At 51.7% G+C, this 24,991-nt stretch carries 20 protein-coding genes, 2 pseudogenes and 1 riboswitch; of the genes and pseudogenes, 11 read left to right on the top strand and 11 right to left on the bottom strand.

Annotation, left to right across the window (positions count from 1 at the left end; genetic code table 11):
* Window positions 1-183: 183 nt before the first annotated feature.
* The 3 genes and pseudogenes from ACKQAD_RS07840 to tehB form a co-directional block, all read left to right on the top strand.
* Window positions 184-479 (top strand): annotated as a pseudogene (locus ACKQAD_RS07840) (anaerobic nitric oxide reductase flavorubredoxin); the annotation flags it as partial.
* Window positions 480-539: 60 nt separating this feature from the next.
* Window positions 540-662: a hypothetical protein gene (locus tag ACKQAD_RS07835; RefSeq protein WP_409159640.1), complete on the top strand. Its 123-nt coding sequence runs from the start codon at window positions 540-542 to the stop codon at window positions 660-662.
* A gap of 65 nt (window positions 663-727) precedes the next feature.
* The gene (gene tehB / locus ACKQAD_RS07830; RefSeq protein ID WP_409159639.1) at window positions 728-1,588 is read left to right on the top strand and encodes an SAM-dependent methyltransferase TehB; all 861 of its coding nucleotides are present in this window, start codon (window positions 728-730) and stop codon (window positions 1,586-1,588) included.
* 94 nt (window positions 1,589-1,682) lie between these two features.
* Here the strand turns inward: tehB and ribB are convergent, their stop codons facing one another.
* Window positions 1,683-2,336 carry a 3,4-dihydroxy-2-butanone-4-phosphate synthase gene (ribB, locus tag ACKQAD_RS07825; RefSeq protein WP_409159638.1) on the bottom strand — a complete coding sequence of 218 codons (654 nt, stop codon included), beginning with the start codon at window positions 2,334-2,336 and terminating at the stop codon, window positions 1,683-1,685.
* 126 nt (window positions 2,337-2,462) lie between these two features.
* A riboswitch (FMN riboswitch) is annotated at window positions 2,463-2,669 on the bottom strand.
* A gap of 192 nt (window positions 2,670-2,861) precedes the next feature.
* On the opposite strand from ribB, the gene ubiK reads away from it, so the two are divergent.
* Window positions 2,862-3,152 (top strand): ubiquinone biosynthesis accessory factor UbiK, encoded by a 291-nt coding sequence (gene ubiK, locus ACKQAD_RS07820; RefSeq protein ID WP_409159637.1) that lies wholly within the window; start codon window positions 2,862-2,864, stop codon window positions 3,150-3,152.
* 136 nt (window positions 3,153-3,288) lie between these two features.
* Here the strand turns inward: ubiK and yjeH are convergent, their stop codons facing one another.
* Together yjeH and zipA are read right to left on the bottom strand one after the other, a co-directional pair.
* Window positions 3,289-4,542: an L-methionine/branched-chain amino acid transporter gene (gene yjeH / locus ACKQAD_RS07815; protein ID WP_409159636.1), complete on the bottom strand. Its 1,254-nt coding sequence runs from the start codon at window positions 4,540-4,542 to the stop codon at window positions 3,289-3,291.
* 162 nt (window positions 4,543-4,704) lie between these two features.
* Window positions 4,705-5,715: a cell division protein ZipA gene (gene zipA, locus ACKQAD_RS07810; RefSeq protein WP_409159635.1), complete on the bottom strand. Its 1,011-nt coding sequence runs from the start codon at window positions 5,713-5,715 to the stop codon at window positions 4,705-4,707.
* Window positions 5,716-5,939: 224 nt separating this feature from the next.
* On the opposite strand from zipA, the gene cysZ reads away from it, so the two are divergent.
* From cysZ to crr, 5 genes are all read left to right on the top strand, one after another.
* The gene (cysZ, locus tag ACKQAD_RS07805) at window positions 5,940-6,731 is read left to right on the top strand and encodes a sulfate transporter CysZ (RefSeq protein WP_409159634.1); all 792 of its coding nucleotides are present in this window, start codon (window positions 5,940-5,942) and stop codon (window positions 6,729-6,731) included.
* A gap of 162 nt (window positions 6,732-6,893) precedes the next feature.
* On the top strand, window positions 6,894-7,862 hold the full coding sequence (cysK, locus tag ACKQAD_RS07800; protein ID WP_409159633.1) for a cysteine synthase A: 969 nt from the start codon (window positions 6,894-6,896) through the stop codon (window positions 7,860-7,862).
* 453 nt (window positions 7,863-8,315) lie between these two features.
* A complete protein-coding gene (ptsH, locus tag ACKQAD_RS07795) occupies window positions 8,316-8,573 on the top strand; it encodes a phosphocarrier protein Hpr (RefSeq protein WP_009114311.1) in 258 nt (85 codons plus the stop codon).
* A gap of 46 nt (window positions 8,574-8,619) precedes the next feature.
* Window positions 8,620-10,347 carry a phosphoenolpyruvate-protein phosphotransferase PtsI gene (gene ptsI, locus ACKQAD_RS07790; RefSeq protein ID WP_409159632.1) on the top strand — a complete coding sequence of 576 codons (1,728 nt, stop codon included), beginning with the start codon at window positions 8,620-8,622 and terminating at the stop codon, window positions 10,345-10,347.
* 149 nt (window positions 10,348-10,496) lie between these two features.
* Window positions 10,497-11,006: a PTS glucose transporter subunit IIA gene (crr, locus tag ACKQAD_RS07785; protein ID WP_409159631.1), complete on the top strand. Its 510-nt coding sequence runs from the start codon at window positions 10,497-10,499 to the stop codon at window positions 11,004-11,006.
* Window positions 11,007-11,072: 66 nt separating this feature from the next.
* Here the strand turns inward: crr and ACKQAD_RS07780 are convergent, their stop codons facing one another.
* Together ACKQAD_RS07780 and ACKQAD_RS07775 are read right to left on the bottom strand one after the other, a co-directional pair.
* Window positions 11,073-12,443 (bottom strand): ATP-binding protein, encoded by a 1,371-nt coding sequence (locus ACKQAD_RS07780; RefSeq protein WP_409159630.1) that lies wholly within the window; start codon window positions 12,441-12,443, stop codon window positions 11,073-11,075.
* Window positions 12,443-13,123: a response regulator transcription factor gene (locus ACKQAD_RS07775; protein WP_409159629.1), complete on the bottom strand. Its 681-nt coding sequence runs from the start codon at window positions 13,121-13,123 to the stop codon at window positions 12,443-12,445. Before ACKQAD_RS07775 ends, ACKQAD_RS07780 begins: the two co-directional genes overlap by 1 nt.
* 447 nt (window positions 13,124-13,570) lie before the next feature.
* Here ACKQAD_RS07775 and ACKQAD_RS07770 point away from each other — a divergent pair, with 447 nt between their 5' ends.
* Window positions 13,571-14,767 (top strand): efflux RND transporter periplasmic adaptor subunit, encoded by a 1,197-nt coding sequence (locus tag ACKQAD_RS07770; RefSeq protein WP_409159628.1) that lies wholly within the window; start codon window positions 13,571-13,573, stop codon window positions 14,765-14,767.
* 3 nt (window positions 14,768-14,770) lie between these two features.
* Window positions 14,771-16,732: a MacB family efflux pump subunit gene (locus tag ACKQAD_RS07765; RefSeq protein ID WP_409159627.1), complete on the top strand. Its 1,962-nt coding sequence runs from the start codon at window positions 14,771-14,773 to the stop codon at window positions 16,730-16,732.
* 39 nt (window positions 16,733-16,771) lie between these two features.
* Here the strand turns inward: ACKQAD_RS07765 and cysM are convergent, their stop codons facing one another.
* The 6 genes and pseudogenes from cysM to ACKQAD_RS07735 all read right to left on the bottom strand — a co-directional run bounded on the left by cysM (window position 16,772) and on the right by ACKQAD_RS07735 (window position 24,888).
* Window positions 16,772-17,653 carry a cysteine synthase CysM gene (gene cysM, locus ACKQAD_RS07760; protein WP_409159625.1) on the bottom strand — a complete coding sequence of 294 codons (882 nt, stop codon included), beginning with the start codon at window positions 17,651-17,653 and terminating at the stop codon, window positions 16,772-16,774.
* 112 nt (window positions 17,654-17,765) lie between these two features.
* Window positions 17,766-18,103 (bottom strand): annotated as a pseudogene (locus ACKQAD_RS07755) (hypothetical protein); the annotation flags it as partial.
* 359 nt (window positions 18,104-18,462) lie between these two features.
* Window positions 18,463-19,362 (bottom strand): Dyp-type peroxidase, encoded by a 900-nt coding sequence (locus tag ACKQAD_RS07750; RefSeq protein WP_409159624.1) that lies wholly within the window; start codon window positions 19,360-19,362, stop codon window positions 18,463-18,465.
* 164 nt (window positions 19,363-19,526) lie between these two features.
* Window positions 19,527-20,138 carry an RpoE-regulated lipoprotein gene (locus ACKQAD_RS07745; protein ID WP_409159623.1) on the bottom strand — a complete coding sequence of 204 codons (612 nt, stop codon included), beginning with the start codon at window positions 20,136-20,138 and terminating at the stop codon, window positions 19,527-19,529.
* 305 nt (window positions 20,139-20,443) lie between these two features.
* Window positions 20,444-22,117: an ABC transporter ATP-binding protein/permease gene (locus ACKQAD_RS07740; RefSeq protein WP_409159622.1), complete on the bottom strand. Its 1,674-nt coding sequence runs from the start codon at window positions 22,115-22,117 to the stop codon at window positions 20,444-20,446.
* Window positions 22,114-24,888 (bottom strand): M16 family metallopeptidase, encoded by a 2,775-nt coding sequence (locus ACKQAD_RS07735; RefSeq protein ID WP_409159621.1) that lies wholly within the window; start codon window positions 24,886-24,888, stop codon window positions 22,114-22,116. Before ACKQAD_RS07735 ends, ACKQAD_RS07740 begins: the two co-directional genes overlap by 4 nt.
* Between the last annotated feature and the right edge of the window lie 103 nt (window positions 24,889-24,991).

Below are 24,991 nucleotides of genomic sequence, written 5' to 3'. Positions count from 1 at the left end.
GCCTCTTTCGGTTCAGCCCCTTTTACGCCGCTAAAAATCAGCGATCTTTTTTATCTAAAAGTGATAGCCGTCGAGTTAAAAAACATCTTTTTTAATTTTTAGCCGCTTTGCCAGTTGGTGCAGGTTGCCGCTGCCCATTTCCAGTTACCTTGCACTGGATGACCAGCTACCCTCATGGCGAGGTATGGCGTGGCGTGGCGTGACGTCCCGGCTCAGATCATCTACCTATATCTGAAGTGGGCAGGCCGTTATCAGAAAGATCGTATCACGCTGTTTTACGACACCATGTCCAATAACACCCGCATGATGACTGACGCCATCGTGCAAGGCATCAACGATGTCGATTCCGGCGTCGCGGTGAAAATCGATAACGTCGCCCTCCACGACAAGAACGAAATACTGACACAGGTCTTCGCGTGTTAGTTGGTTCATCCACCATGAACAATGTGATGATGCCAAAGGTCGCAGCCATGTTGGAGATGGCAGGCAATACCACCGAAGGTGATTTACACTGGCAGCAGGAATGGTATGAATAGGGTATGGTGGCTAATGCGCTGGATAGCCAGCAAATTCTGCGTGCCTTTGTGGTCGGCGGTGAGCGAATGAAGAGGTATTTCCGCTGTTGCGCTAGCTTTCAGCACACGCTTGACGCGGAAAAATAAATAATGCATTTAAAATACAAATAGAATACGCCCATTGCTTTTAGAATTTACAGACCGAGGTAACGATGCAAGATCTCATTTGTTATAAGAAGATGCCGCAGTGGAACAGCCAGACGCTGCCTGCCGCGTTTCAGGAAAAGCACAACACACAGGAAGGCACTTGGGCAAAATTGACCGTGTTGAAAGGAGAAATGACGTTTTCCATGCTGACCGAAGACGGCGAGACGCTGGAGACGTTCCACTTCTCCGAACAGAATCAGCCACCGTTTGTTGAACCGCAAGCGTGGCACCGCATCGTCTCCTTCTCTGACGATCTCGAATGTCAGCTTAGCTTTTTCTGCTCAGCGGAAGATTTCTACCATAAAAAATACGGTCTGACGCGTACCCATTCCGAAGTCGTCAACGCATTGCAGTACGTCAAGCCGTGTAAAACGCTGGATTTAGGTTGCGGTGGTGGGCGCAACGCGCTGTATCTGAACCTGCGCGGGTTTGACGTGACCGCCTGTGACAAGCACGCACAAAGCATTGATTCGTTGAATAACATCATCAAGAACGAAACGTTGGAAAACATCCAGACAGGTATTTACAACATTAATCTGGCGGAAATTAAAGAGCGGTACGATTTCATTTTGTCGAGTGTCGTGTTGATGTTTCTGGAACGAGACCGTATTCCTCACGTTATTCGTAACATGCAGGACAGCACGATTGACGGTGGTCATAACTTGATTATCGCTGCGATGTCGACGGAGGATTGTCCGTGCCCGGTGCCCTTCTCATTTACCTTTAAAGAAGGTGAACTGAAGCGCTACTACGCCGATTGGGAAATCCTCAAATACAACGAGGATATGGGACAGTTACATAAAGCTGATGCGCATGGTAATCGTATTAGCATGCGTTTTGCCACACTGTTGGCAAGAAAACCCTGAGTCGTTGACGCTCTACGTTGTTAAACAATCGAAACTGTAAAAGAGAAAAGGGCCGATTAATCGGCCCTTTTTATGTACGCAATATACGCGTGATTCAACTGGCTTTGCGCTCTGCCGCTACACGGTAAGCCACCAGATCTTCAATCGTCAGCACCGGCATATCATGCTGCCTAGCAAATGCGATCACTTCCGGCGCGTGCGCCATTGAGCCGTCATCGTTCGTCAGTTCACACAGTACGCCAGATGGCTTCAGGCCCGCCAGCGTCATCAGATCTACTGTTGCTTCGGTGTGACCACCGCGCGTTAGCACACCGCCCGGCTGGGCACGCAGCGGAAATACGTGACCAGGGCGATTCAGATCGCTTGGCTTGGCGTTATCCGCAATCGCAGCACGAATGGTGGTCAGGCGATCGGCAGCGGAAACCCCTGTCGTCACGCCTTCAGCAGCTTCAATCGTCACAGTGAACGCCGTTTGGTAATGGCTAGAGTTCTTCTCCACCATCATCGGCAGTTCCAACTGCTGGCGACGCTCTTCCGTCAGGCACAAGCACACGATGCCACTACCGTGACGAATCGTCAGCGCCATTTGTTCAACGGTCATATTTTCAGCGGAAAAGATCATGTCACCTTCGTTTTCACGATCTTCATCATCCAACACCAGCACGCCGCGGCCATGACGTAATGCATCAAGTGCGCGTTCTACGCGCTCAGTTGGATTGCCAAATTCAGAAAGTAATGTCTGATTCATGGTAAAAAACCTCAATGTTATTATGAATTACCAGAATCAGGGCGAGCTTGAGGAGTAACCACTGCTACTGGTTGCATAGCAATGGCTAACAAAATAACGCGAGCAGGCATGTAGCCCGACAGATACCGTTACTCTCTCCCATCCGGACTATAACCGTCGGCCCCGGAATTACACCGGATCTGCTGACCCCACGTTGCAAATCGACAATCAGTATCGAAAAAACATCAGTATCGAAACATCATGTCGTAAAATACAGCGTGAGCGCTCGCGGGCTTCCAGTATAGATACTGGTTTACCGCCGGTGGGGAATTACACCCCGCCCTGAGAATAAGCGCATTTACTATAACGCTAATACCTCGATAGGGCAATTGATCCACCGCAGGAAATAGGGCAAAACGTATGCTGGATTACAGTAAAATTATGCTGAATATGTGCAAAGCAGGAGCAGATTTAGTTTATCCATCCCACAACTCGCATTACACTTGCTATAGTAGTGAACTTACATAACCTAATCAGGAAAGCGACATGATTGACCCAAAGAAGATTGAGCAAATCGCCCGTCAAGTGCATGAATCTATGCCAAAAGGTATCCGGGAATTGGGTGATGATGTGGAGAAAAAAATTCGTCAGGTCTTGCAAGCACAGTTGACCCGGCTGGATTTGGTGAACCGTGAGGAGTTCGATATTCAAACGCAGGTTCTGCTCCGCACGCGCGAGAAGATTGCCCGTCTGGAACAACGTCTGACCGAGCTGGAAGCGAAATTGTCTGCGGAAGAAAAGCCCGTCGCAGCACCGGAAAACGACGAATCGTCATAACAATTCGTCTCATCACAACAGCTCGTCATCATCGCGATGCAGCGCCCTAATCAGGGCGTTGCTCGATTCCCAATGCCGCAACAGTGGCCATTCTCCGAAGCGGAGCTTCCGCACCGCAGCATGCAAAATAAACGCTTCAGGGAGAAACTAATTCAACCTGCTTGCGCGGCAGAAACAGCCATAGCACGGCCAGCATGATTAACGCATACAGCGATTTCCAGCCGATCATCAGTAACAATGCACAGCAAAGCAGGCCACCGATTGCCGCCATCACTCTGGCGCGCCCTTTCAGCAAACGCCACCCAGCCAGCATACATAGCAGATAAACCAGCACAAAGATGCCGTTCGCGTACACAATCAGCATATCCAGCGGCAGCCTGAGCCAGTAAATCAGCAGGCAGCAGACCAGACAGCAGGTCACCACAAGCGACAGCGCATTTACCGGTGCCTGTCCCGCGGACAGCGTCGCCAAGGTGCTCCCTTTCGGGGCCTGTGACCAGACTAAACGAGCAAAACCTTGCGTATAGATATTGACGCTGGCAAAGCAGGCCAGATACCCGACAAAACAGGCGATCCACAGCGCATGCTGACCAAACAATTGCACAACGATCCCCGGCAGTGACGCCGTTGCGGCAATCCCCTCGCCGTAAGCCTTAAAATGTAATACCGCCACGGTGCATCCCCAATACACCGCCCCTGCGAGCAGCATGCCGATGAGTAAAGCCCGTGGGAAATCCCGCTCCGGCACCCGAAACTCGGTCGCCATATGGGCAAAAGCCTCAAGACCAACGAAGCACCAGAACATCACGGCCAGCGCACCGAAAGTATTCGACCATGACAGTTCCTGCAGCGACGGCCAGGAAATATGTGCGGGCGTAATATCGCCTTGCCACCAGATCGCAACAACCAGCCCAACGACCAACATCGCGATAACGATCTGGATGTTGGCACTGGATCCGGCACCGCGCAGGCCAAGCAACCAGATACCGCCCAGCGTCAACAACTGTACGCAGAGCAGCCCCAGATTGCTCCAGCCAAATGCCGCCTGCCAGAATCCGGCGGCAATCTGCAAAGCTGCGGGTAGTCCCAGCGGAATAACAGAAAGGAATAGCCAGCCAGTTACACGCGCCATGCGCGGACCAAAAGCCAGGTTCACAAAGTGCGCGGCTCCGCCCGCATTAGGAAAATGTTGCCCCAGTGCGGCAAAGCCAATGGCGATAGGAAAAACAAGCAGGATCAAGATCGGCCATGCCCACAGGCTATCTTGCTGTGCCAGCTGTGCAACCAGCGCAGGAACGGCAAACACCCCTGTCCCTAGCAACGAGGTAGAAAGCAGCCCCACCCCCTGAATCAGACCAAGCTCTTGTTTTAATCCTTTTGCTTCACTCACAACGTTTCACCTTTTCTTGCCTTCCTACGCCACGATTTGATCTAAGAATAAAAAGCCGTTCTAAGAATAAAAAAAGCCTCCCTTAACGGAGGCTTCTCTCACCCACTGAATTCGCAACCTTTATACTTTCACCTACGCGTTTTACGCTTTCACACAGTGTTATCAGGCGTTGGCTTTCAGCACATCGCGAATACGGGCTTTGTAGGATTCAACCTTTTGCGGTGTCATCATACGACGTTCATCATCCTGCACCACACCGCCAACATCGTCAGCAATACGCTGCGCAGACTGTAACATCAGTTTAAAGTTTTGGTTGGCGTCGCCATAAGACGGCACCATCATGAAAATGGACACGCCGGGCGTCGAGAATTCGGACATCGCGTCTACATTAAACGAACCCGGTTTAACCATATTCGCCAGACTGAACAACACCGGACCGGCACCCGCTGGGTTCACATGACGATGGAAAATGTTCATTTCACCAAACTGGAAACCAGCCTGAAGCAGGCTTTGCAACAGCAGTTCGCCGCCAATAACACCGCCCTGATGCGCCACTACGTGCAGTACCAGAACCGCTTCTTTTGCCGCGGCGGGTTCGACAGGTTCAGCGGGCTGCTGAGGCTGCGCTGGCGCAGGCTGAACCTTCTCATGCAGCGAATGTGCAGCAGGCTGCTGAGGAGCGGACTGCGGCGCATCATATGCAAATGACTCACGCGGCGTATCAATGCCCGGCTGGGCAGGCATTTCTCTGGGACTGACAGCCTGCGGGTTGCTATCGCCACGCACCTGAGAACGCGGAGAAGCCACTGGCGTGGCTTCATCCAATAAAGGATCGTAAGAAGAGGCGGGAGACAGGTGCTCGAACGGCGATTTCGCCTCTGGGCGAACCTCTTCACGCGCACTCTTGTTGTCAAACGATGAGTTGTCAAATGACGTGCTGCCAAATGAAGGCTCACTCTGTTGTGGACGCGCGCCCTTCACGCGAACCTCGCCAACGCCTTCATCCAACTCGTCAAGCGGCGTTTCATCACGCGCTTTCTTTGCGCGTTTAACCGGGCGGTCACGAAAAAGGGACGAGCGCTCTTTACGGCTAGTCCACAAGCCGTGCAGTAAAAGCGCTATTATAGCGATCGCGCCAACAACGATTAATATCAGACGCAAGTCCTGCATCATTGCTATCCCAATTGTTCTAACAATACATTGCCACCACGGCAAATACTTATATTACTAACTCTATTTGCCTGAGTACACAAGTGCAAGCCTGCACGGTACTTTATGACAATAAAGATAGATATAACGCACTTTTTTGCTGTTTTTTCATCCAAATGCGGGCTGGTCAGCACAAGATCATCTCGATATGATGCCTCAACAAACAAATGACTGAGTATATTGTCACTATGTCTTTCGAAAAACCGTCTTACGGCAACACCGCAGGCCAGGTTCGCAGCGGCATACACTATTTTCTTGCTGGATGGCGTTTGATCTCACTGCCCGGCATCCGGCGTTTCGTTATTCTTCCCTTACTCATGAACATCGTGCTGATGGGCGGCGCGTTCTGGTGGCTTTTCACCCAGTTGAATGATTGGATTCCTCAGCTCATGAGCCATATTCCAAGCTGGCTGCAATGGCTCAGCTACCTCATTTGGCCACTCGCCGTCCTTTCCATCCTGCTAGTATTCAGTTACCTATTCAGTACCATCGCCAATTTTATCGCCGCACCGTTCAACGGCTTGCTGGCGGAGCAGTTGGAAGCAAAATTAACCGGTCAGACGCTGCCGGACAGCGGCATACTCGGCATCGCCAAAGACGTTCCGCGCATTATGAAGCGCGAAGTTCAAAAGCTGGCGTATTATCTGCCACGCGCGATTGTGCTATTGCTTCTCTATTTCATCCCCGGCATTGGGCAAACTGTCGCGCCAGTGCTCTGGTTCCTGTTCAGCGCGTGGATGCTGGCGATTCAGTACTGCGATTATCCCTTTGATAACCACAAAGTAGGCTTTTCCACCATGCGGCAAGCATTACGCCGCCATAAGGTCTCGAATATGCAGTTTGGCGCCCTGGTCAGCCTGTTTACGTTGGTACCTTTTTTGAATCTGGTCATCATGCCCGTCGCGGTATGTGGCGCAACGCAATTGTGGGTGGATCGCTATCGGGATCTGTCAGCGACGCTGCCGAAAAAATCGCCATAAAAAGCGCGAGTGCACTGGCTGATTGAGGCCAGTGCTTTCTATTGTAATGAAAAGATATTTCTTAAGAACATAACGATATAGCAATTCTTTACTTCACTGAAAGGTGTGAACGGGTATTCTCTCTACGTTCGCAAAAATTTCATAAAGTTATAAGGACAGGCTATGAGCAAGATCTACGAAGACAATTCTTTCACAATCGGCCATACGCCGCTGGTTCGCCTGAACCGTATCGGCAACGGACGCATTCTGGCTAAAGTGGAATCCCGCAACCCCAGCTTCAGCGTAAAATGCCGTATCGGCGCCAACCTGATTTGGGATGCAGAAAAACGCGGCGTTCTAAAACCGGGCATTGAGCTGGTTGAACCAACCAGCGGAAACACAGGGATTGCTCTGGCCTACGTCGCAGCAGCTCGCGGTTACAAACTTACGCTCACCATGCCGGAAACCATGAGCATCGAGCGCCGTAAACTGCTGAAAGCACTGGGTGCCAATCTGGTGCTGACCGAAGGCGCGAAAGGCATGAAAGGCGCCATCGCCAAAGCAGAAGAAATTGTCGCCAGCGATCCAAGCCGTTATCTGCTGCTACAGCAGTTCAGCAACCCCGCTAATCCGGAAATTCACGAGAAAACGACCGGCCCTGAAATCTGGGAAGACACGGACGGTCAGGTTGATGTCTTTATCTCCGGCGTCGGTACCGGCGGTACGCTGACTGGTGTCAGCCGCTACATCAAGAACACCAAAGGCAAGGCAATCATTAGCGTGGCGGTAGAACCAACCGATTCACCCGTGATCACTCAGGCGCTGGCTGGCGAAGAGCTAAAACCAGGCCCGCACAAGATTCAAGGTATCGGCGCGGGTTTCATTCCAGGTAACCTGGATCTGAAACTGATTGACCGCGTAGAAAAAATCACCAATGAAGACGCGATCAGCACCGCACGCCGTTTGATGGAAGAGGAAGGTATTCTCGCCGGGATTTCTTCCGGTGCCGCCGTTGCCGCCGCGCTGAATTTGCTCAAAGAGAAAGAGTTTGAAGGTAAAACTATCGTTGTCATTCTGCCTTCTTCTGGCGAACGTTATCTCAGCACGGCACTTTTTGCTGACCTGTTCACCGAGCAGGAACTGCAACAATAATTTTCTGGTCGCGATCGAGCAATAAGCGACCAATGTGTTAAAAAAGCACCTATTTAGGTGCTTTTTTGTGGCACACTTCAAACTTTTCACCACATACAGATTGCTTTTCTACATCAGGTTTAGTATTTAACCGAATAATTATTTTGATGCGTGAAATTAATGTCAGACAAATACCACACTCCATAACATTGTTTTTTGTCCTGCACAGAACGATTTTTTTCTGCGCACGATAGCTACATCGCCGTTTTGCGACTGAGGTTAAGATAATGGGTAGCGGAGGCTACGGTATTTGATGGTATTTTATCCAGGAAATACGTTTGACGGTTTTCTTGTCGCATCGTGGCCCGCCCCTGTAACATAAGTCAGGAGCTAACCAAACAGGCTAAAGTTCAGTGAATCAGCTAAACTTTAGTTCCACAACATTAATCTAATCCATAAGTTGGGGAAAAAAGCATGTTCCAACAAGAAGTGACTATCACCGCACCGAATGGCCTGCACACCCGTCCCGCTGCTCAGTTCGTCAAAGAAGCCAAAGGCTTCGCTTCTGAAATCACCGTGACATCCAACGGCAAGAGCGCTAGCGCTAAGAGTCTGTTCAAATTACAAACACTCGGCTTAACCCAGGGAACTGTGGTGACTATCGCTGCGGAAGGCGAAGACGAACAAAAAGCAGTTGAACATCTGGTTAAGCTGATGGCCGAGCTCGAGTAAGTAACGGGTCTTTTTAGTGAACATCAGAATCGAGTAAGGTAGGGTTATGATTTCAGGCATATTAGTATCACCGGGGATTGCTTTTGGTAAGGCACTGTTACTGAAAGAAGATGAAATTATCATCAACCGGAAAAAAATCTCTGCGGATCAGGTGGAGCAGGAAATTGAACGTTTTCTGACTGGCCGTTCCAAAGCATCCGCACAGTTGGAAGCTATCAAGAAGAAAGCGGGCGAGACGCTGGGCGCAGAGAAAGAAGCCATCTTCGAAGGCCACATCATGTTGCTGGAAGATGAAGAGTTCGAGCAGGAAATCATAGCCCTGATTAAAGATGAACATGCTTCCGCCGACGCCGCTGCGTTTTCCGTTATCGAAAATCAAGCCAAAGCACTGGAAGAGCTTGATGATGAATATCTGAAAGAACGCGCCGCAGACATGCGTGATATCGGGAAGCGTTTGCTGCGCAACATTCTCAATATGACCATCGTCGATCTGGGCGATATTCAGGATGAAGTCATTCTGGTTGCAACGGATCTGACGCCGTCAGAAACTGCTCAACTGAATCTGGACAAAGTGTTGGGCTTCATTACCGACCTCGGTGGCCGCACGTCCCACACCTCCATTATGGCCCGTTCGCTGGAACTGCCTGCGATAGTCGGCACGACCGATGTCACCAGCCAGGTCAAAAATGGCGACTATCTGATTCTGGATGCCGTAAACAACCAGATCTATCAAAATCCGACTGCGGAAAAAATTGAAGAATTAAAAACCATTCAGCAACAGTACAACGCTGAAAAATATGAGCTGGCCAAGCTGAAAGATCTGCCAGCCATCACACTGGATGGTCATCAGGTTGAAGTCTGTGCCAACATTGGTACCGTGCGTGATGTCGCCGGTGCTGAGCGTAACGGTGCAGAAGGCGTCGGCCTGTATCGTACCGAATTCCTGTTCATGGATCGTGATTCTCTGCCTACCGAAGAAGAGCAATTCCAGGCGTATAAGGCCGTTGCCGAAGCCGTTGGCGCTCAGGCGGTTATCGTCCGTACCATGGATATCGGCGGCGACAAAGACCTGCCTTACATGAACCTGCCGAAGGAAGAGAACCCATTCCTTGGCTGGCGTGCTATCCGTATCTGTCTGGATCGTAAAGAAATCCTGCACGCCCAGTTGCGTGCCATTCTGCGCGCGTCCAGCTTTGGCAAGCTGCGTATCATGTTCCCGATGATTATCTCCGTGGAAGAAGTGCGTGAGCTGAAAGCCGAACTGGAGATGCTGAAAGCACAGCTGAGAGAAGAAGGTAAAGCCTTTGACGAAAGCATTGAAGTCGGCGTCATGGTGGAAACCCCTGCTGCTGCTGCAATCGCGCCACATTTAGCCAAAGAAGTCGACTTCTTTAGTATTGGGACAAATGACTTAACCCAGTATACTCTGGCAGTTGATCGCGGTAATGAGCTGATTTCTCATCTCTATAACCCGATGTCCCCAGCCGTCCTTACCCTGATCAAACAGGTTATCGACGCGTCTCATGCCGAAGGCAAGTGGACGGGGATGTGTGGTGAGCTCGCCGGTGACGAACGTGCTACACTACTGTTATTGGGAATGGGTCTGGACGAATTCAGCATGAGTGCGATCTCTATCCCGAGCATCAAGAAAATCATCCGTAATGCGAATTACGAAGATGCGAAGGCGCTGGCGGAGCAGGCATTAGCTCAACCGACAGCACAAGAGTTAAGCAATCTGGTGAGCCGCTTTATTAAAGAAAAAACGCTCTGCTGATTTTGCTTTACCTAATAGGTTTCAAGGTGGCAATCAGCACCCCCGACAGGCGATATTGTCGCGGTCGGGGTAGCGAAGAAAGCTAATGCCACAACGACTTGAAAGATTAGGGTATACGCTGGCCCAATATTAATGCTTAGGAGAGAATCATGGGTTTGTTCGATAAATTGAAATCTCTGGTTTCTGACGACAAAAAAGACACTGGCAGCATCGAAATCATTGCCCCGCTGTCCGGTGAAATCGTCAATATTGAAGACGTTCCTGATGTTGTATTCGCAGAGAAAATCGTCGGTGACGGTATTGCTATCAAGCCAACTGGCAACAAAATTGTCGCACCGGTAGACGGCACCATTGGTAAGATTTTTGAAACCAACCATGCGTTTTCCATCGAATCTGACAGCGGCATTGAGCTGTTTGTGCACTTTGGTATTGATACCGTTGAATTGAAAGGCGAAGGCTTCAGGCGCATCGCCGAAGAAGGCCAGCGAGTGAAGAAAGGCGATCTCGTTATCGAGTTTGACCTGGCGCTGCTGGAAGAAAAAGCGAAGTCTATTCTGACCCCAGTGGTTATTTCCAACATGGATGAAATCAAGGAATTGACCAAACTGAGTGGTACGGTCATTGTCGGCGAAACGCCGGTTATCCGTATCAAAAAGTAAACCGCCCTTCTACGGATGGTCTACTACGTTTGCACGAAACGGCACCAAGATGGTGCCGTTTTCGTTTCAGGCTTTCCAGCGCGGTACGCACAGCCGAATCACTAACCCACGCTGTTCGCCATTGTCCGCTTCAATATGCCCACCGTGCGCCAGCACAACTTTACGGGTAATCGCCAGCCCCAGCCCATAGCCCTTGCCAGACAGCGGCGAATCTACACGGATAAAAGGATCGAAGATGCTGGAAAGCTTGCTTTTCTCCACGCCAGGCCCTTGATCGGCGACCTGAATCGTCCACTCATGCTCATTGCCAATGAGCGACACTGAAACCTGCTGTTCGCGGGCTGAAAAACGTAGCGCGTTGCGCATCACATTATCGACCGCCCTACGCATTAGCTCCGCGTTGCCTTTAATCATGTAGTCTTCGTCTTCATTCGCCGTGAGCAAAATTTCGACGCCAGTGACCTGCGCTTCATAGCGCGCATCGTTTACCACGGCCGTCACCAGCCCCAGTAAATCGAAATAAGCTTCCTCGATAATACCGGAATGCTCCGTGCGCGACAGCGTCAGCAGTTCACCAATCATCTTATCCATTAGCAGCGCTTCACGTTCAATGCGCTGCAAAGAATTCTCTATGTTGTCTGGGTTCTGTCTTATCAACCCGATAGCGAGCTGCAAACGCGCCAGCGGAGAACGCAACTCATGCGAGACATCATGAAGCAACTGTTCACGCTCACTGGCCAGGCTGTCTAACCGTTCGACCATAGCATCGAAATCACATGCAACATCGCTAATTTCATCATGCCGCTTATGCATCATCGGCAACAGGCGCACGTTCAAATTCCCCTGTGCAACCTGATCAAAACTGGCGCGGATCTGATTCAATGGGCGCGTCAAACTCCATGCCAGCACCGAGCTGAATAGCAGACCACCAAACCCCGCAATAATCACAAGCGGCAATGGAATGTTAAGAAACTCGATAGGACCAGGAGGAAGGAATTCGCTGCGCAGCCGTTCGGTGTCATAGCGTATCTGGTACAACTTGCCGGCAGGACCACTGACCTGCTTGATTACGTAAGTAGCTCGCGGCGCGCCACTTTTATCCGGCATGAAAGCATCGTCAGGCAATGTATTCTGCGGTTCAGAAAGCATTTTCTGTTCCGACAGTGGCAGTGGCGATTCGGTGACAGAAATATATTGCTTATACTTTTGCGGCAACAGCGACATCACATCGTTCAACTCACCCAACCCACCGTGTTGCAGCACCGCCACCGCCATCTCTGTTTGCATCGTCGCAATACGCGAAACCACGATGCCTTCCAGAGGCTTATGCCGCTCGCCGTAAAAAGAAAAAGCCAGCCACAACAGTTGAGACATAACGAGGAACGTCAACCAGAACCCCAGTAATATCTTCCAGAAAAGTCTTCCACGCATCATCATCAGCGAATCCGGTATCCCACGCTGCGTACGGTTTCAATCGTCATGACGCTGCCCGGCAATGCTGCGAGCTTCTGACGAATATTGCTGATGTGCACATCCACGCTGCGGTCATAGGCTTCACGGCGACGCCCCAGACATTTTTCGGACAATTCATCTTTTGACACCACCCGCTCAGAAAAGCGTAGCAGCAATTCCAACAAATTAAATTCAGATGCCGTCAGATCGAACGGCTTCCCGCGCCATTCGCTGATACGCGTTGCAGGGTTCAATACCAGATCGCCATTGGTTGCCAGACTTTCGTCCCGTTTTGTACTCGGCTGATCGTCATAGCGGCGTAGCACCGCCCGCAACCTTGCCACCAGTTCACGTGGATAGCAAGGTTTGGGCATATAGTCATCGGCACCCATTTCCAGACCGATGACCCTGTCGATATTGTCTCCTCGCGCCGTCAGCATTATGACGGGCAACTGTTGGGTTTTTCTGATCTGACGCAATACGTCAATACCGCTCATATCCGGCAACATGACATCCAGAATCATTGCGGTGTAATCCCCTGACATTGCACCCTCGACACCCTCTTTACCCGTCAGTACCCGCGAGGTCGAAAACCCTTCCGCATTCAGGTACTCACAGAGCATATCGCCCAGTTCTACGTCATCATCGACCAGTAAAATATTCATATCCTGTCCTCATTAATCAGGTATACCCAGCACAATCACCATGCAGGAAAGAAATCCACATATTCTTTAAAGTATGATGGGTATAGATGCTGTATTCTCAGGCTTTGCGTTAATATCCGCAGCCAGATTTACTGAATCCTTACCATTTCTTTCATCAAAGATTACCGCTACCTTTAGGGTAGTCGGGGTAAATTACTCACCTGCGTTATTTATTTCCGTTGATACCCTAAATAATTCGAGTTCTAGGAAGGCGGCAAGCGAGGGACAAATTCGTCGGGAACGAATTTGACCAGCCAACGGCTGGCCTTCGGTGAGAGACAGGATGTCTCTCATTTCATCCCGATGAACTTACTCAGGTAAGTGATTCGGGTGACTAAGCATAGCCAACGTACGTGCAACTTGAAGTATGATGGATACAGATGCATTCATTAAGGATTACTCACCCTGATGCAACCACGATTTTTTACACGACGCCGTATGGCTATCGCGCTTGGACTTATCGCAGTCCTCGTACTTATTTATCTCTTTTCCAACAAACCATCGCCAGCGCAAAACGTGATCACCGCAGCCGCAGAGATTGCAGATCTTGAACAGACGGTACTCGCTGACGGAGAAATTGAGGCGCAGAAGCAAGTCAGCGTGGGAGCGCAAGCCTCTGGGCAAATCAAAGCGCTGCACGTCGAACTCGGCGATAAGGTAAAAAAAGGACAATTGATCGCCGAAATTGATGATCTCACTCAACAGGATACGTTAAAGAATGGAGAAGCGGCGCTCAAAAACGTCCAGGCTCAGCGAGCGGCCAAACTAGCTGAGTTGCGTAACAATGAATTAAGCTGGCAGCGTCAGCAAATGTTGATGAAACGCGGCGTTGGTGCACAGGCCGACTACGATAGCGCGAAAGCGACGCTTGATGCCACCCGAGCCAATATCGATGCGCTGGACGCCCAAATCGTTCAGGCACAAATTACCGTCAACACCGCTAAGGTTAATCTAGGGTATACCCAGATACGCTCACCGATGGACGGCACGGTGGTCGCGATTCCCGTTGAAGCAGGCCAAACGGTTAACGCGATCCAGACGACACCGACCATTGCCAAAGTCGCCAATCTGGACACCATGACAGTCAAGGTAAAAATATCAGAAGCAGACGTTGTCAAGGTAAAAACCGGCATGCCCGTGTGGTTCAGTATTCTGGGCGAACCGAATAAACGTTATGAAGCCACGCTGACTTCAATTGAACCCGCGCCGGACTCCATCAACACAGACTCAACCACAACATCATCCAGTTCGAGCAGCACCAGTTCATCATCCAGCACCGCGATCTATTATAACGGCCTGTTCGATGTGAAGAACCCTGACGGCGTCTTACGCATTTCCATGACAGCACAGGTGTATATTCTGCTGTCTTCGGTGAAAAATGCCATTGTCGTCCCAGCAACGGCATTAACCTCACGCAATGGCATGTGGTACGTGCAGGTGATGAATGCGAACAAGAAGATCGAATCACGTCTGGTCACGATCGGCCTTAATGATAACGTACGCACCCAAATCCGTTCAGGGCTCAGCGTCGGAGAACAGGTGGTTGTCAGCACATCGTCCGATGATGTCGTATCTACGCATCTCGGCCCACCGATGGGGATATAACACATGTCTACATCCTTGCTTAAGCTGACTGGCATTACTCGCCGCTTTTCCAATGGCGAGCAGGAGATCACCGTCCTTAAGAACATCAACCTGACTATTAATCAGGGGGAAATGGTGGCAATCGTCGGAGCCTCGGGATCGGGAAAATCCACGCTGATGAATATTCTCGGCTGTCTGGATAAACCCTCCACGGGGGGTTATCAAGTGGCGGGACGCGCCGTGGGCGAGCTGAACAGCGACCAGTTGGCAGAACTGCGCCGTGAGCATTTTGGCTTTATTTTTCAACGCTATCACTTGCTGGGCGACCTCAGTGCGCTGGGGAATGTCGAAGTGCCAGCGATTTATGCTGGAAAGAGCCGACTGGCACGACGCCAACGCGCAACAGAGCTGTTAACCCGACTGGGGCTGGAACAACGCATCCACTATCGACCCAACCAGCTTTCTGGCGGCCAGCAACAGCGCGTAAGTATCGCACGGGCGCTGATGAACGGCGGTGGCATTATTCTAGCGGACGAACCGACCGGCGCACTAGATACCCACAGTGGCAATGAAGTCCTGAGTATCCTTCGCGACCTGCACAAGCAGGGCAACACCATTGTCATCGTCACCCACGATATGACGATTGCCGAACACGCTCAGCGCATCATCGAACTGCGCGACGGTGAGGTAATTGCCGATAGACAGACCGCCCCTGAAGACGCAATCACACCTTCACCGGAAGCCACCGTGTTTCCGGCGTCTCCGGCAACCTCTGCCCTGAATCAGTTTAAAGACCGCTTTATTGACGCCTTTAAAATGGCGCTTCTGGCGATGAACGCCCAGCGGATGCGCACCGTTCTGACCATGCTCGGCATCATTATCGGCATTGCGTCCGTTGTCTCGGTGGTTGCTCTGGGCAAAGGGTCACAGGAACAAGTGCTAGCCGATATCAACGCCATGGGCACCAGCACGCTGGAAATTTTCCCTGGCAAAGGCTTCGGTGACATGGATGCCAGCGCCATCCAGACGCTGCGGGCCAGTGATATCCAACCGCTGGCCCAGCAGCCCTATGTGCATAGCGTCACGCCTTCCATTTCCACTAGCGTGACAATGCACTACGGCAACATTGCCGTTTCCGCCAGCGTTTCTGGGGTTGGCGAACAGTTCTTCACCGTGCGTGGCTATACCTTGCAACGCGGCGTGCTGTTCCCTCGCAGCAGCGTCGATGAGCTGACGCAGGACGCGGTGATTGACAAAAACACGCGCGACAAGCTCTTTCCTCACGGTGAAGAGCCTATTGGACAAGTGATTTTACTGGGTTCGTTACCGGTGCGAATCATCGGCGTCGTGAGCAAGAATCAGAGCGGTTTCGGCAGCAATGAAAACCTGAATGTTTGGGTACCGTACACCACAGTGATGAAGCGCATGGTCGGACAGTCCTACCTGAAAAGCATCACGGTGCGAGTAAAAGACAGCGTTGATATGAATACTGCCGAAAAGGATATTACCGCGCTGCTCACACAGCGGCACGGTACGAAAGATTTCTTTATCATGAACACGGACAGCATCCGCCAGACGATCGAAAAAACCACCACCACGCTCACGCTGCTGGTGTCGATGATCGCGTTGATTTCACTGCTGGTCGGTGGTATCGGCGTGATGAATATCATGCTGGTGTCAGTCACCGAGCGCACCCGAGAGATCGGCGTACGTATGGCGGTAGGCGCACGTACCAGCGATATCATGCAGCAGTTTCTTATCGAAGCGGTGCTGGTGTGCCTGTTCGGCGGCATCGTGGGCGTGGGGCTATCGCTGGCGATTGGCATGCTATTCGCACAGTTCAGTGGCAATTTCACGATGATCTATTCCAGCACCTCGATTATTGCCGCGTTTCTGTGCTCCAGCCTGATCGGTATTCTCTTTGGCTTCTTCCCAGCCCGTCGTGCGGCACGGTTGGAACCGATTCACGCACTGGAGCGAGAATAGCCATTTTACGCTTTATCCATGATGGTAAGGCGTAAACAGTTAGTCAAATACCCCTGTGGACAGGTACCTATCGCCACGATCGCAGGCTATCGTCACGATCACACTACCGGGGTTTTCCACAGCAATCCGCAGTGCGCCCGCCACTGCGCCGCCGGTACTGACGCCGCAGAAGATGCCTTCCTGACGCGCCAGTTGCCGCAGCGTATTTTCAGCGTCGACCTGCGTCATATCCAGAATACGATCGACCAGATCGGCGCGGAAAATGCCCGGCATATAGTCCGGCCCCCAACGGCGAATACCGGGAATATGGCTGTCTTCAGCAGGCTGTAGCCCGACCGTACAGATTGCCGGGTTCTGCTGCTTCAGATAGCGACTGACGCCGGATATCGTGCCAGTCGTTCCCATGCTGGAGATAAAGTGGGTCAGCTTACCTGCCGTCTGCTGCCAGATCTCTGGACCAGTCGTGAGAAAGTGCGCCAGCGAATTGTCGGGGTTATTGAACTGATCGAGCGTTTTCCCCTCTCCCGCCAACACCATTTGTTTTGCGCGATCACGCGCCCCTTCCATCCCTAATTTGCGATTAACCAAAACCAGTTCAGCGCCATACGCACGCATCGCGGTCTGGCGTTCATAGCTCATATTGTCCGGCATCAGCAGACGCAGTCGATAGCCCTTTACCGCCGCAATCATCGCCAGTGCAATACCGGTATTCCCACTGGTCGCTTCAATCAACCGATCACCGGGAGTAATGTCGCCGCGATCCTCCGCTTGCTGGATCATCGAGAGTGCAGCCCGATCTTTTACCGATCCAGCAGGGTTATTCCCTTCCAGCTTCAGCCAGATTTCACTCTTTAACCCTACCGTCAGGCGCTGCAATTTTACCAGCGGGGTATTGCCAATATACTGCTCAAGCGTTGTCACAAATTGAGTCCTAAAAAGTCTCACCCATTTACGAAGTGAACGATAAAATTAACGTTACTGACAAACCCACGATGGTGAATACGGGATAGGGCTACCACAGGGCGAGGTATCTCTACAGGAACCTCATCCTTGTGTTTCTCCTAAAATAGGACGTTGCCAGCCATCTCAATTTACTGCTTTTCAGGCAGATTCTGTTCCCGCCCTTGCGCCATTTTACCCGGCACGACAAGGCGCTTTTGATGAACAGCGTCAGTATCGCCATCACGGTTAACAGCGCCGTCGCGGTAAAGACGCTCAGGCTGTTATAATCCTGATGCAGTAATTCGACCTGTAATGGCAACGTATAGGTTTCACCACGATCGCCCCTGACACCACGGATACCGCACCGAACTCGCCAATCGCCCAGGCATTGGTCAACACCACGCTATATAGCAGCGCCCAGCAAACATTAGCTGTAGCCCTTGTTCATCCAGTCAGCCTTTCACCTGTACGTGATTCATCTTATGTCCTACAAGAGTTAGAGCCTAGTAGGTCGGCCTTGTTATAACGGTCTATCGTTTATATAGCCGTTTTTTGCATAGCACGCGCTTGTCAGCGCGAATCAGTGTAGGGGGAAGTGGTGGTTAACATATAACCTTTATATATAACATTTCAGGATTTTTAAGCGCTAAAGGGCATAAACCCGCTACGAAGAATAATGAAGAAAAAGAGAGAATCGAAGAGGAAAACGCGGCGAACCAGCCTCATGCAAGAAAGCGGCAAGAAGCAATGCCTGCATACATGCAGGCATCAGGAGCACACGTCGGCGATTACAGCGACAGCAATTGATCCAGAGAAGGCGCGAAGAAGTAGCTGCCGCTGACGGCACGCGTAAAGCGCAACATTTCATCGCGTTTACCGTCACGATCGCCGAACATGCTCAGTAGCTGCTGCTCAATATTATGCAGATGCGCACAGTAAGCGACAAAATAAAGCCCGTTCTTCCCACTCGCGGTGCCATAAGGCAGGCTTTGACGCAGAATTTTCAGCCCCTTGCCGTCTTCCTTTAAATCCACACGGCTGAGATGCGATGTCACGGGGCGCTCATCGGAAGACAACTCTTCGTTATCCTGCTTCGTACGCCCGATCATCTGCTCCTGCTGTTCCACGCTAAAACGCTGTAGCTGCTTCAGATTGTGTTCCCAGCGCTGGGTAAACACGTAGCTGCCGCCAGCGTCCGGCTGACCTTCCGGGATAATCGCCACGGCATGGCGGGCATCCCCCTGCGGGTTTTCCGTGCCGTCAACGAAACCACTGAGATCGCGATCTTCCACCCAACGGAAGCCGTGCGTCTCTTCTTCGATACGAATCGCGCCACCAAACGCGGCCAGCGCCGCCTGTGCCAACGTGAAGTTCACATCGTGGCGCAACGACTGAATGTGGATCAACAGATCGCGTTGCGTCGCAGGGGCAAGCCCGTTACCCAACGGCGTAAAGGGTTTCAGCTCCGCCGCGCCGCGAGTGCAGTCCAGATCGCGCCAGACATCGTTGCCAAAGGCCAGCACCGCGCCTAAGCCCGCATCGGGATATTGCTGCTGCAAATCGTGTAATGTCTGACAGAATTTTTTGCATCCCTGCCGGATAGCATCAAACTCTCCCTGAATCATCGCTTCCATAAAAATGGCAAAACGGCGGTGTTCCAATAAAATACCGCTTTGAATTGGTGTCATTTCTGCTTCCTCAAGCGTCAGTTTTTTCTTTTGTTGTTATGATTTACTACGATAGTTTTTGGCGATACGACCGCCAAAAGCTGTCAGGCGGTGCCGCTATCATACCGGAAACCGCCTGACGTTTACCTTGCGTAAAAACAAACTCGTCTTTACGAGGCGCCCCCTTATAAAACGGGTGTGCTGCGCGCCTGCGCATGCCACACGATCTTACTCACTTTCCAGGTTTTCAAGATATCGTCAGGCGGCATCAACCCTTCCGGGCCACTCCACTCGCCAGAATAGACGTAGCTGATATGCGTACTCTGCGCCGCGGCACACTCCACACTCTGCGCATCATCGCCTTGCCCTAACTGACAGGATTCAAACGCTTTGCTGTAGGTATTGCTAAAAGCATCACCGATTTTCACACCGTCCGCGCTGCCAATCGCCGGATCCATGACTTCAACCTTGCGCACGCTGCCTTTTGGCTGACCGCTGATGACCATCTTCACGTCTTTGCCATCTAGTGCCTGATAAAACGCGACCAGTTGACCGTTGGATGTCCCCATACCACTACGCAATTGATAATCACCGTTCAGCGCAGTCTGTAGTGCCCCTTCGGACAGCGGCGTCCCCGCATTGATACTGCCGACTCCCGCATCGCTCACTTCCAGCGAACTACCAAACCAGTTAAATGGCGACAGGCTGGACCAGGAGAAATGGGAAATCGTGCTGCATCCACTCAGCAACAGCGGTAAACCCAGCACCAGCGATAAACCCAACGGGCGAAAATTCATGGTATGTACTCCTCAAAATTGAACGGCTTCCGGCATCATAGCAAGATGGGGGGTGGAGTCTGCAAGCGACGAAAAGTGCCGTAAAAGACAACATGACGCTGATGTCTGATATTCACCTAATCGTGGATTGAGGGGAAACACGGGGATGAAGCTCCCGTGGGGATGCCTCACACCATGATCGCCCCGGTATCTCGATCCTGAAACGAACGACATAAAATAATCCTGCGGAGGATTATAGAGGGCATGCGAAAAGAAACCTACCAGAACCGCAGGCCTCCCGAACGTCGGCAGGCCTGCGAGCCACATCAACTGCGCTGTGAGGAAAAATCGGTTAAGTCATAACGATGCGGGAACAGATCGTCCAGCTCCGTCTGGTGCGTAATCGCCACCACAGTGCAGGCTGGCAACGCCACCTTGACCAGCGCCAGAAGCTGTCTGGCTGAATCATGATCCAGATTGCTGGTCGCTTCATCCAGATAGAGCGTATCGGGTTTGGCGATCAGCGCGCGGGCAAAAGCGACGCGCTGCCGCTCCCCGCCGGAGAATACCCGATCCCAGTTCAGTTGCTCATCCAGACGATCGCGCCACGCGCCCAGCCCGACGCTGTCCAACGTCTGACGCAGCATCTCGGTGTCGGCCAGTGGCGGATGTGGATAGCAGAGGATCGCTGCCAGCGTCCCCTGCCCCAAATAGCTTTGCTGCGGCAGCAGCAGGCTACGCCCTTCAAGCGACTGCCAGCGACCATCATAATACGGCCACAGACCGCTCAGCGTACGCAGTAAGGTTGATTTCCCCAGCCCGCTGCGGCCAGAAAATTTATTCCAACTCCCCGCCTCACAACTCAGGTCCACGTTGTGCAATAGCGGAGAGCCCTGCGGCGTGGTGAAGGAAAGGTGCTCAATACGTAAATCCTGACCGACTGGTGCATCGGCCTGTTCAGACTGATGACGTTTGATTTCTTCTTTGAACTGACTCAGGCGCGCCATACTGGCGGAAAGAATCATCAGTTCCTTATACATGCGAATAAACCAACTCAACGCAATATGTATCTGACTAAACGCCCCACGAATCTGCATCAGCCCACCCAGCGTCACTGTTTTACTGAGGAAAGCGGGAAGTGCAGCAAAAATAGGGACAATCTGGCTAACGCGCATATAGCCAGAAGTGAAGAAAACCAGATTACGTTCGGCGTTCATCAACCGCCAATAATGGGTGACGATAGAAGTAAAATTACGCTTGAGGTGGTTTTTTTCCTGCTGTTCACCACCGTACAACGCAATTTGCTCCGCATTATCGTGCTTGCGTAACAAAGAAGCACGGAAATCCGCTTCCGCACGCTGTTTGTCATAATTGATACCATGCAGACGCTTACCGACCACATGCGTAATCAGGCTGCCAAAGAGCGTATAGAGAATGACGACCCAGACCAGATAACCTTTAATTACCCACTCTTCGCCAAACAGGGTAAATCGCTGAACGCCCGACAGCTCCCATAAAATAACAGTGAAAGAAAAAAGCTGTACCGTCACCACTAAAAATGACACCGTCAGGCTGACCGTTTTATCCACAAACAGGCTGATATCCTCAGCGATACGCTGATCGGGATTATCGATCTTGCCAGCAAGCGACATGCGGTAAAATGCCCGCTTCGCCATCCAACTATCAACCAGTTGTTCCGTTAACGCGGTACGCCATCGAAGCACCAGCCAACTGGTAAACCAGTCCTGATGCGCGAATACCCCAATATAGATCAGAATATAAATGGCATACGTCTTCATCAGTGAAAATAGCAGTCCACTGTCGAATGCCCCTAACGCGTCATAAAACGTTTTACTCCATTCGTTTAACAACACGTTGAGATAGACAATCATCCATCCCATCGACACCGCAGCCAGCAAAAGCCCCCATGCCTGCCAGCTTCGCTTACCGCCCCAAAAGGGACGGCAGAGATCGACAAATTGAGCCATTACCTTCTTCACTCTTTCACCTCTTGCGGTAAGGTGATGTAAAGCACACGGTTATCCGGGTTATACAGTTTCGCCGCCATCACCCGTACGCCTTCCAGCGTAATGCTGTCCGCCAGTGTGGATACGTTGCTCAAATAGCGCGGATCGTCATAGTGGCGATAACTCAGGAGCAGGCGGCGCTGTATTGTCATGAGATCGCGCTGACGCCCATTCTCCGCACGAATGAACTGTGCCTTCTGATCGTCCACGTCCTGCTGAGTAATCGTCGTTGGCAGTTCAGCAAAGACATGCTCAGCCAGTTTCCACAGTTCCTGCGCACGTTCAGGCGCGCTAGTGAAGCTCACCTCTGTCTCAATACGCTGTTTCTTATCTTCCAACTCGCTATCGACACGCATACGATAAATACCCAGCGCGTCATCACGCAGGCTGGTCTTGAGATATTTATTTGCGATATTGCGGGCGATGCTCACCTGAACCGCGGCCTGCGGCGTCCACGTATATGGCGTGAAACTCCAGGTCAGGATATCGGCACGCGGCTCAATATTGATAGCCGATGTCGCCTCACGTTTACCCGGCAGCGCCAGATGCGTTTTTACGTCGCTGGCAGGCTGACGTGGGATTGTTGCCAAATAGCGTTCAACCTGCGGCAAAATCTGTGCAGCAGGCATATCGGCGATCAGATAGTAGGTGACCGGCGCAAAAGCGGCTTTATGCCACTGTGACAGTAACGCCGGTGCCGTAATTTGCTTCAGCTCTGCAATTTCAGGCTGCTGCCAGCTTGGCCCACCAAAACGCAGTGTAGTGATTTCGCTCGCACGTTTTCCTGAAACAGACTGATCGTCATTGGCCTTCTGACGCGCCAGACTCATCATGCTCTCTTTCATCACGTCAGGAGCGATACCCGGCGCCACATTCAGCTCGCGGTATAATCCCAGCAGGTTTGCCAGTTGCTCTGTGGGGGCACTCCCATTTACTGTCAGTTGATCCGCTTCCTGATCGATGCTCAGCGACAGGGATTTATCTTTTTTCCAGTTCGTTAGCGCTTCACCACCCCACGTTGCGGGTCCGCTCTGATTGACCAGTTGACTCGCCAACTGTGCCTGCCACGGATTCAACGAGGTCGACATGAATCCAGCCTGACTCGTCGCAGTGAGATACACTTTCTTGCCCGCTTCCGGCACCCGCAGCCATACGACGCGATCGCCATTACTCAACTGCCACTGCTCGACCTTCTGTGCAGCAAAGACTTTCACCGCCGTGCGTTTCCCGCTTTGCTTCACGGCAGGAAGCTCAGGGATGACTTTTTCTTTTTCCACCCGTAACGGTGCCAGCGTCGCTGCCGCCCACTGAGCCTGTAACTTACGCATCGCCTCCGGCTTCGGTAGCGTGAAAGGCGTCGCGCCCGGCACGCTAAACTGTACCAATGTATCCGGAGAAGCTAACCAGCGTTGAAAATGACGATTGACGTCTTCTGCGGTGATGGTATCCAACGCTTCCAGCGCCTCTTTACCACGCTGCTGGCTACCGACATAGGGGCGATCCTGCTGCCAGACGATAGTTAATTGCTGAACCCAGTCTGCAAATTCACGCGATTCAGGAGTATCGTTCATACGCTGCGCGACTTCACGAATGTCGGAGGTGATCTCCGTGATGTCCTGATTGTTTAACGGATAGCGTTTGAACCGCTCAATTTCTTTCAGTACGGCGGAAATAGCAGCGTCATGACCACCCGGCATCACATTGGCGAAAAAGCCCAGCGCGGCCGTCGTTTTACCGATACCCGATTTGCGCACGACCAGACTACTGGCGTCCTGCGGCAGCTCGGCCTGCTGTCGACGAACCTGACGTGTAACCGCAGACATTGTGATTTGCGTCAGCAAACGGTGACGCAAATCGGGTTGGCCGAATGTGTCTTTGTCATTAAAACGGTAGACAAACGACACTTGACTACTGCCACTTTGGCTATCCTGCAAACGCGCCACTTTGAGCTGCGGTTTCAGTAACGGCTCATAGTAATCACGGGCTGGGACAGCAACATTCGGTAGCGGTGCAAAATAGCGTTGAATTTCGCGTTCCACCTCCGCAGGCGTGATATCACCAATAATCATCAAACGCATATTCGATGGGTGATACCAGCGCTGATAGAAATCCTGTAGAACGCTAGCTGGCGTGTCGTTAATCGATTTTTCCGTGCCAATCGTCGGGCGAGAAGGATAGCGAGAGTCATGGCGAATCGCCTGTACACGCTGCTGGTTCATACGTTCTGCTACACCCAGCTTACCGCGCCATTCTTCCAGAATGATTTTGCGCTCATCATCGAGATCGCTTTGCAGCAGCTTGGCGTGACCTGTCATCTGGCTCAGCGCCTGCAAGGTCGTCCCCAGATCGCGATTTCCTTTCGGCGGGCTCATCATGTACATGGTGCGCTCGTAGTTGGTCACCGCGTTATAGCTCTGCCCACGCCCCCAGCCTTGCTTGTGCAGTTCCGTACTCACGCCTTGAGGAAACGCGTCGCTGGCGCGGAACACCATGTGTTCAACCATGTGCGCCACGCCGGATTCGTTGTCTTGCTCATCAATCGAACCGACATCCACAATCAGGCGAACATCTACCCGCGCGTTCTGCCCTTCCAGCGGTACGAGGGTGTAGCGCAGTCCATTTGCCAACGTTCCTTCTTTAATGATCGGCAACGGGCTTTTTATTTCTTCAGCCTGGCTCACCACGCTTCCCGCTAATAGGCCAACAGCCGTTAGCGATAACCAGCAATATTTCTTCCAGTTCATAACAACCTTTTCGTTTTTATTTTTGCCTGCAAGGCAATTTCTTCGCGCATAGATGCAAAATGCCCCGCCATATGTCAGCATGTGACGGATGACGGGGCATAGG

It is taken from the genome of Pectobacterium artocarpous (assembly GCF_046159765.1).
GTDB lineage: Bacteria > Pseudomonadota > Gammaproteobacteria > Enterobacterales > Enterobacteriaceae > Pectobacterium.
The sequence above is the reverse complement of the archived record's forward strand: the minus strand, read 5'-3'. Positions and strand labels throughout refer to the sequence as shown.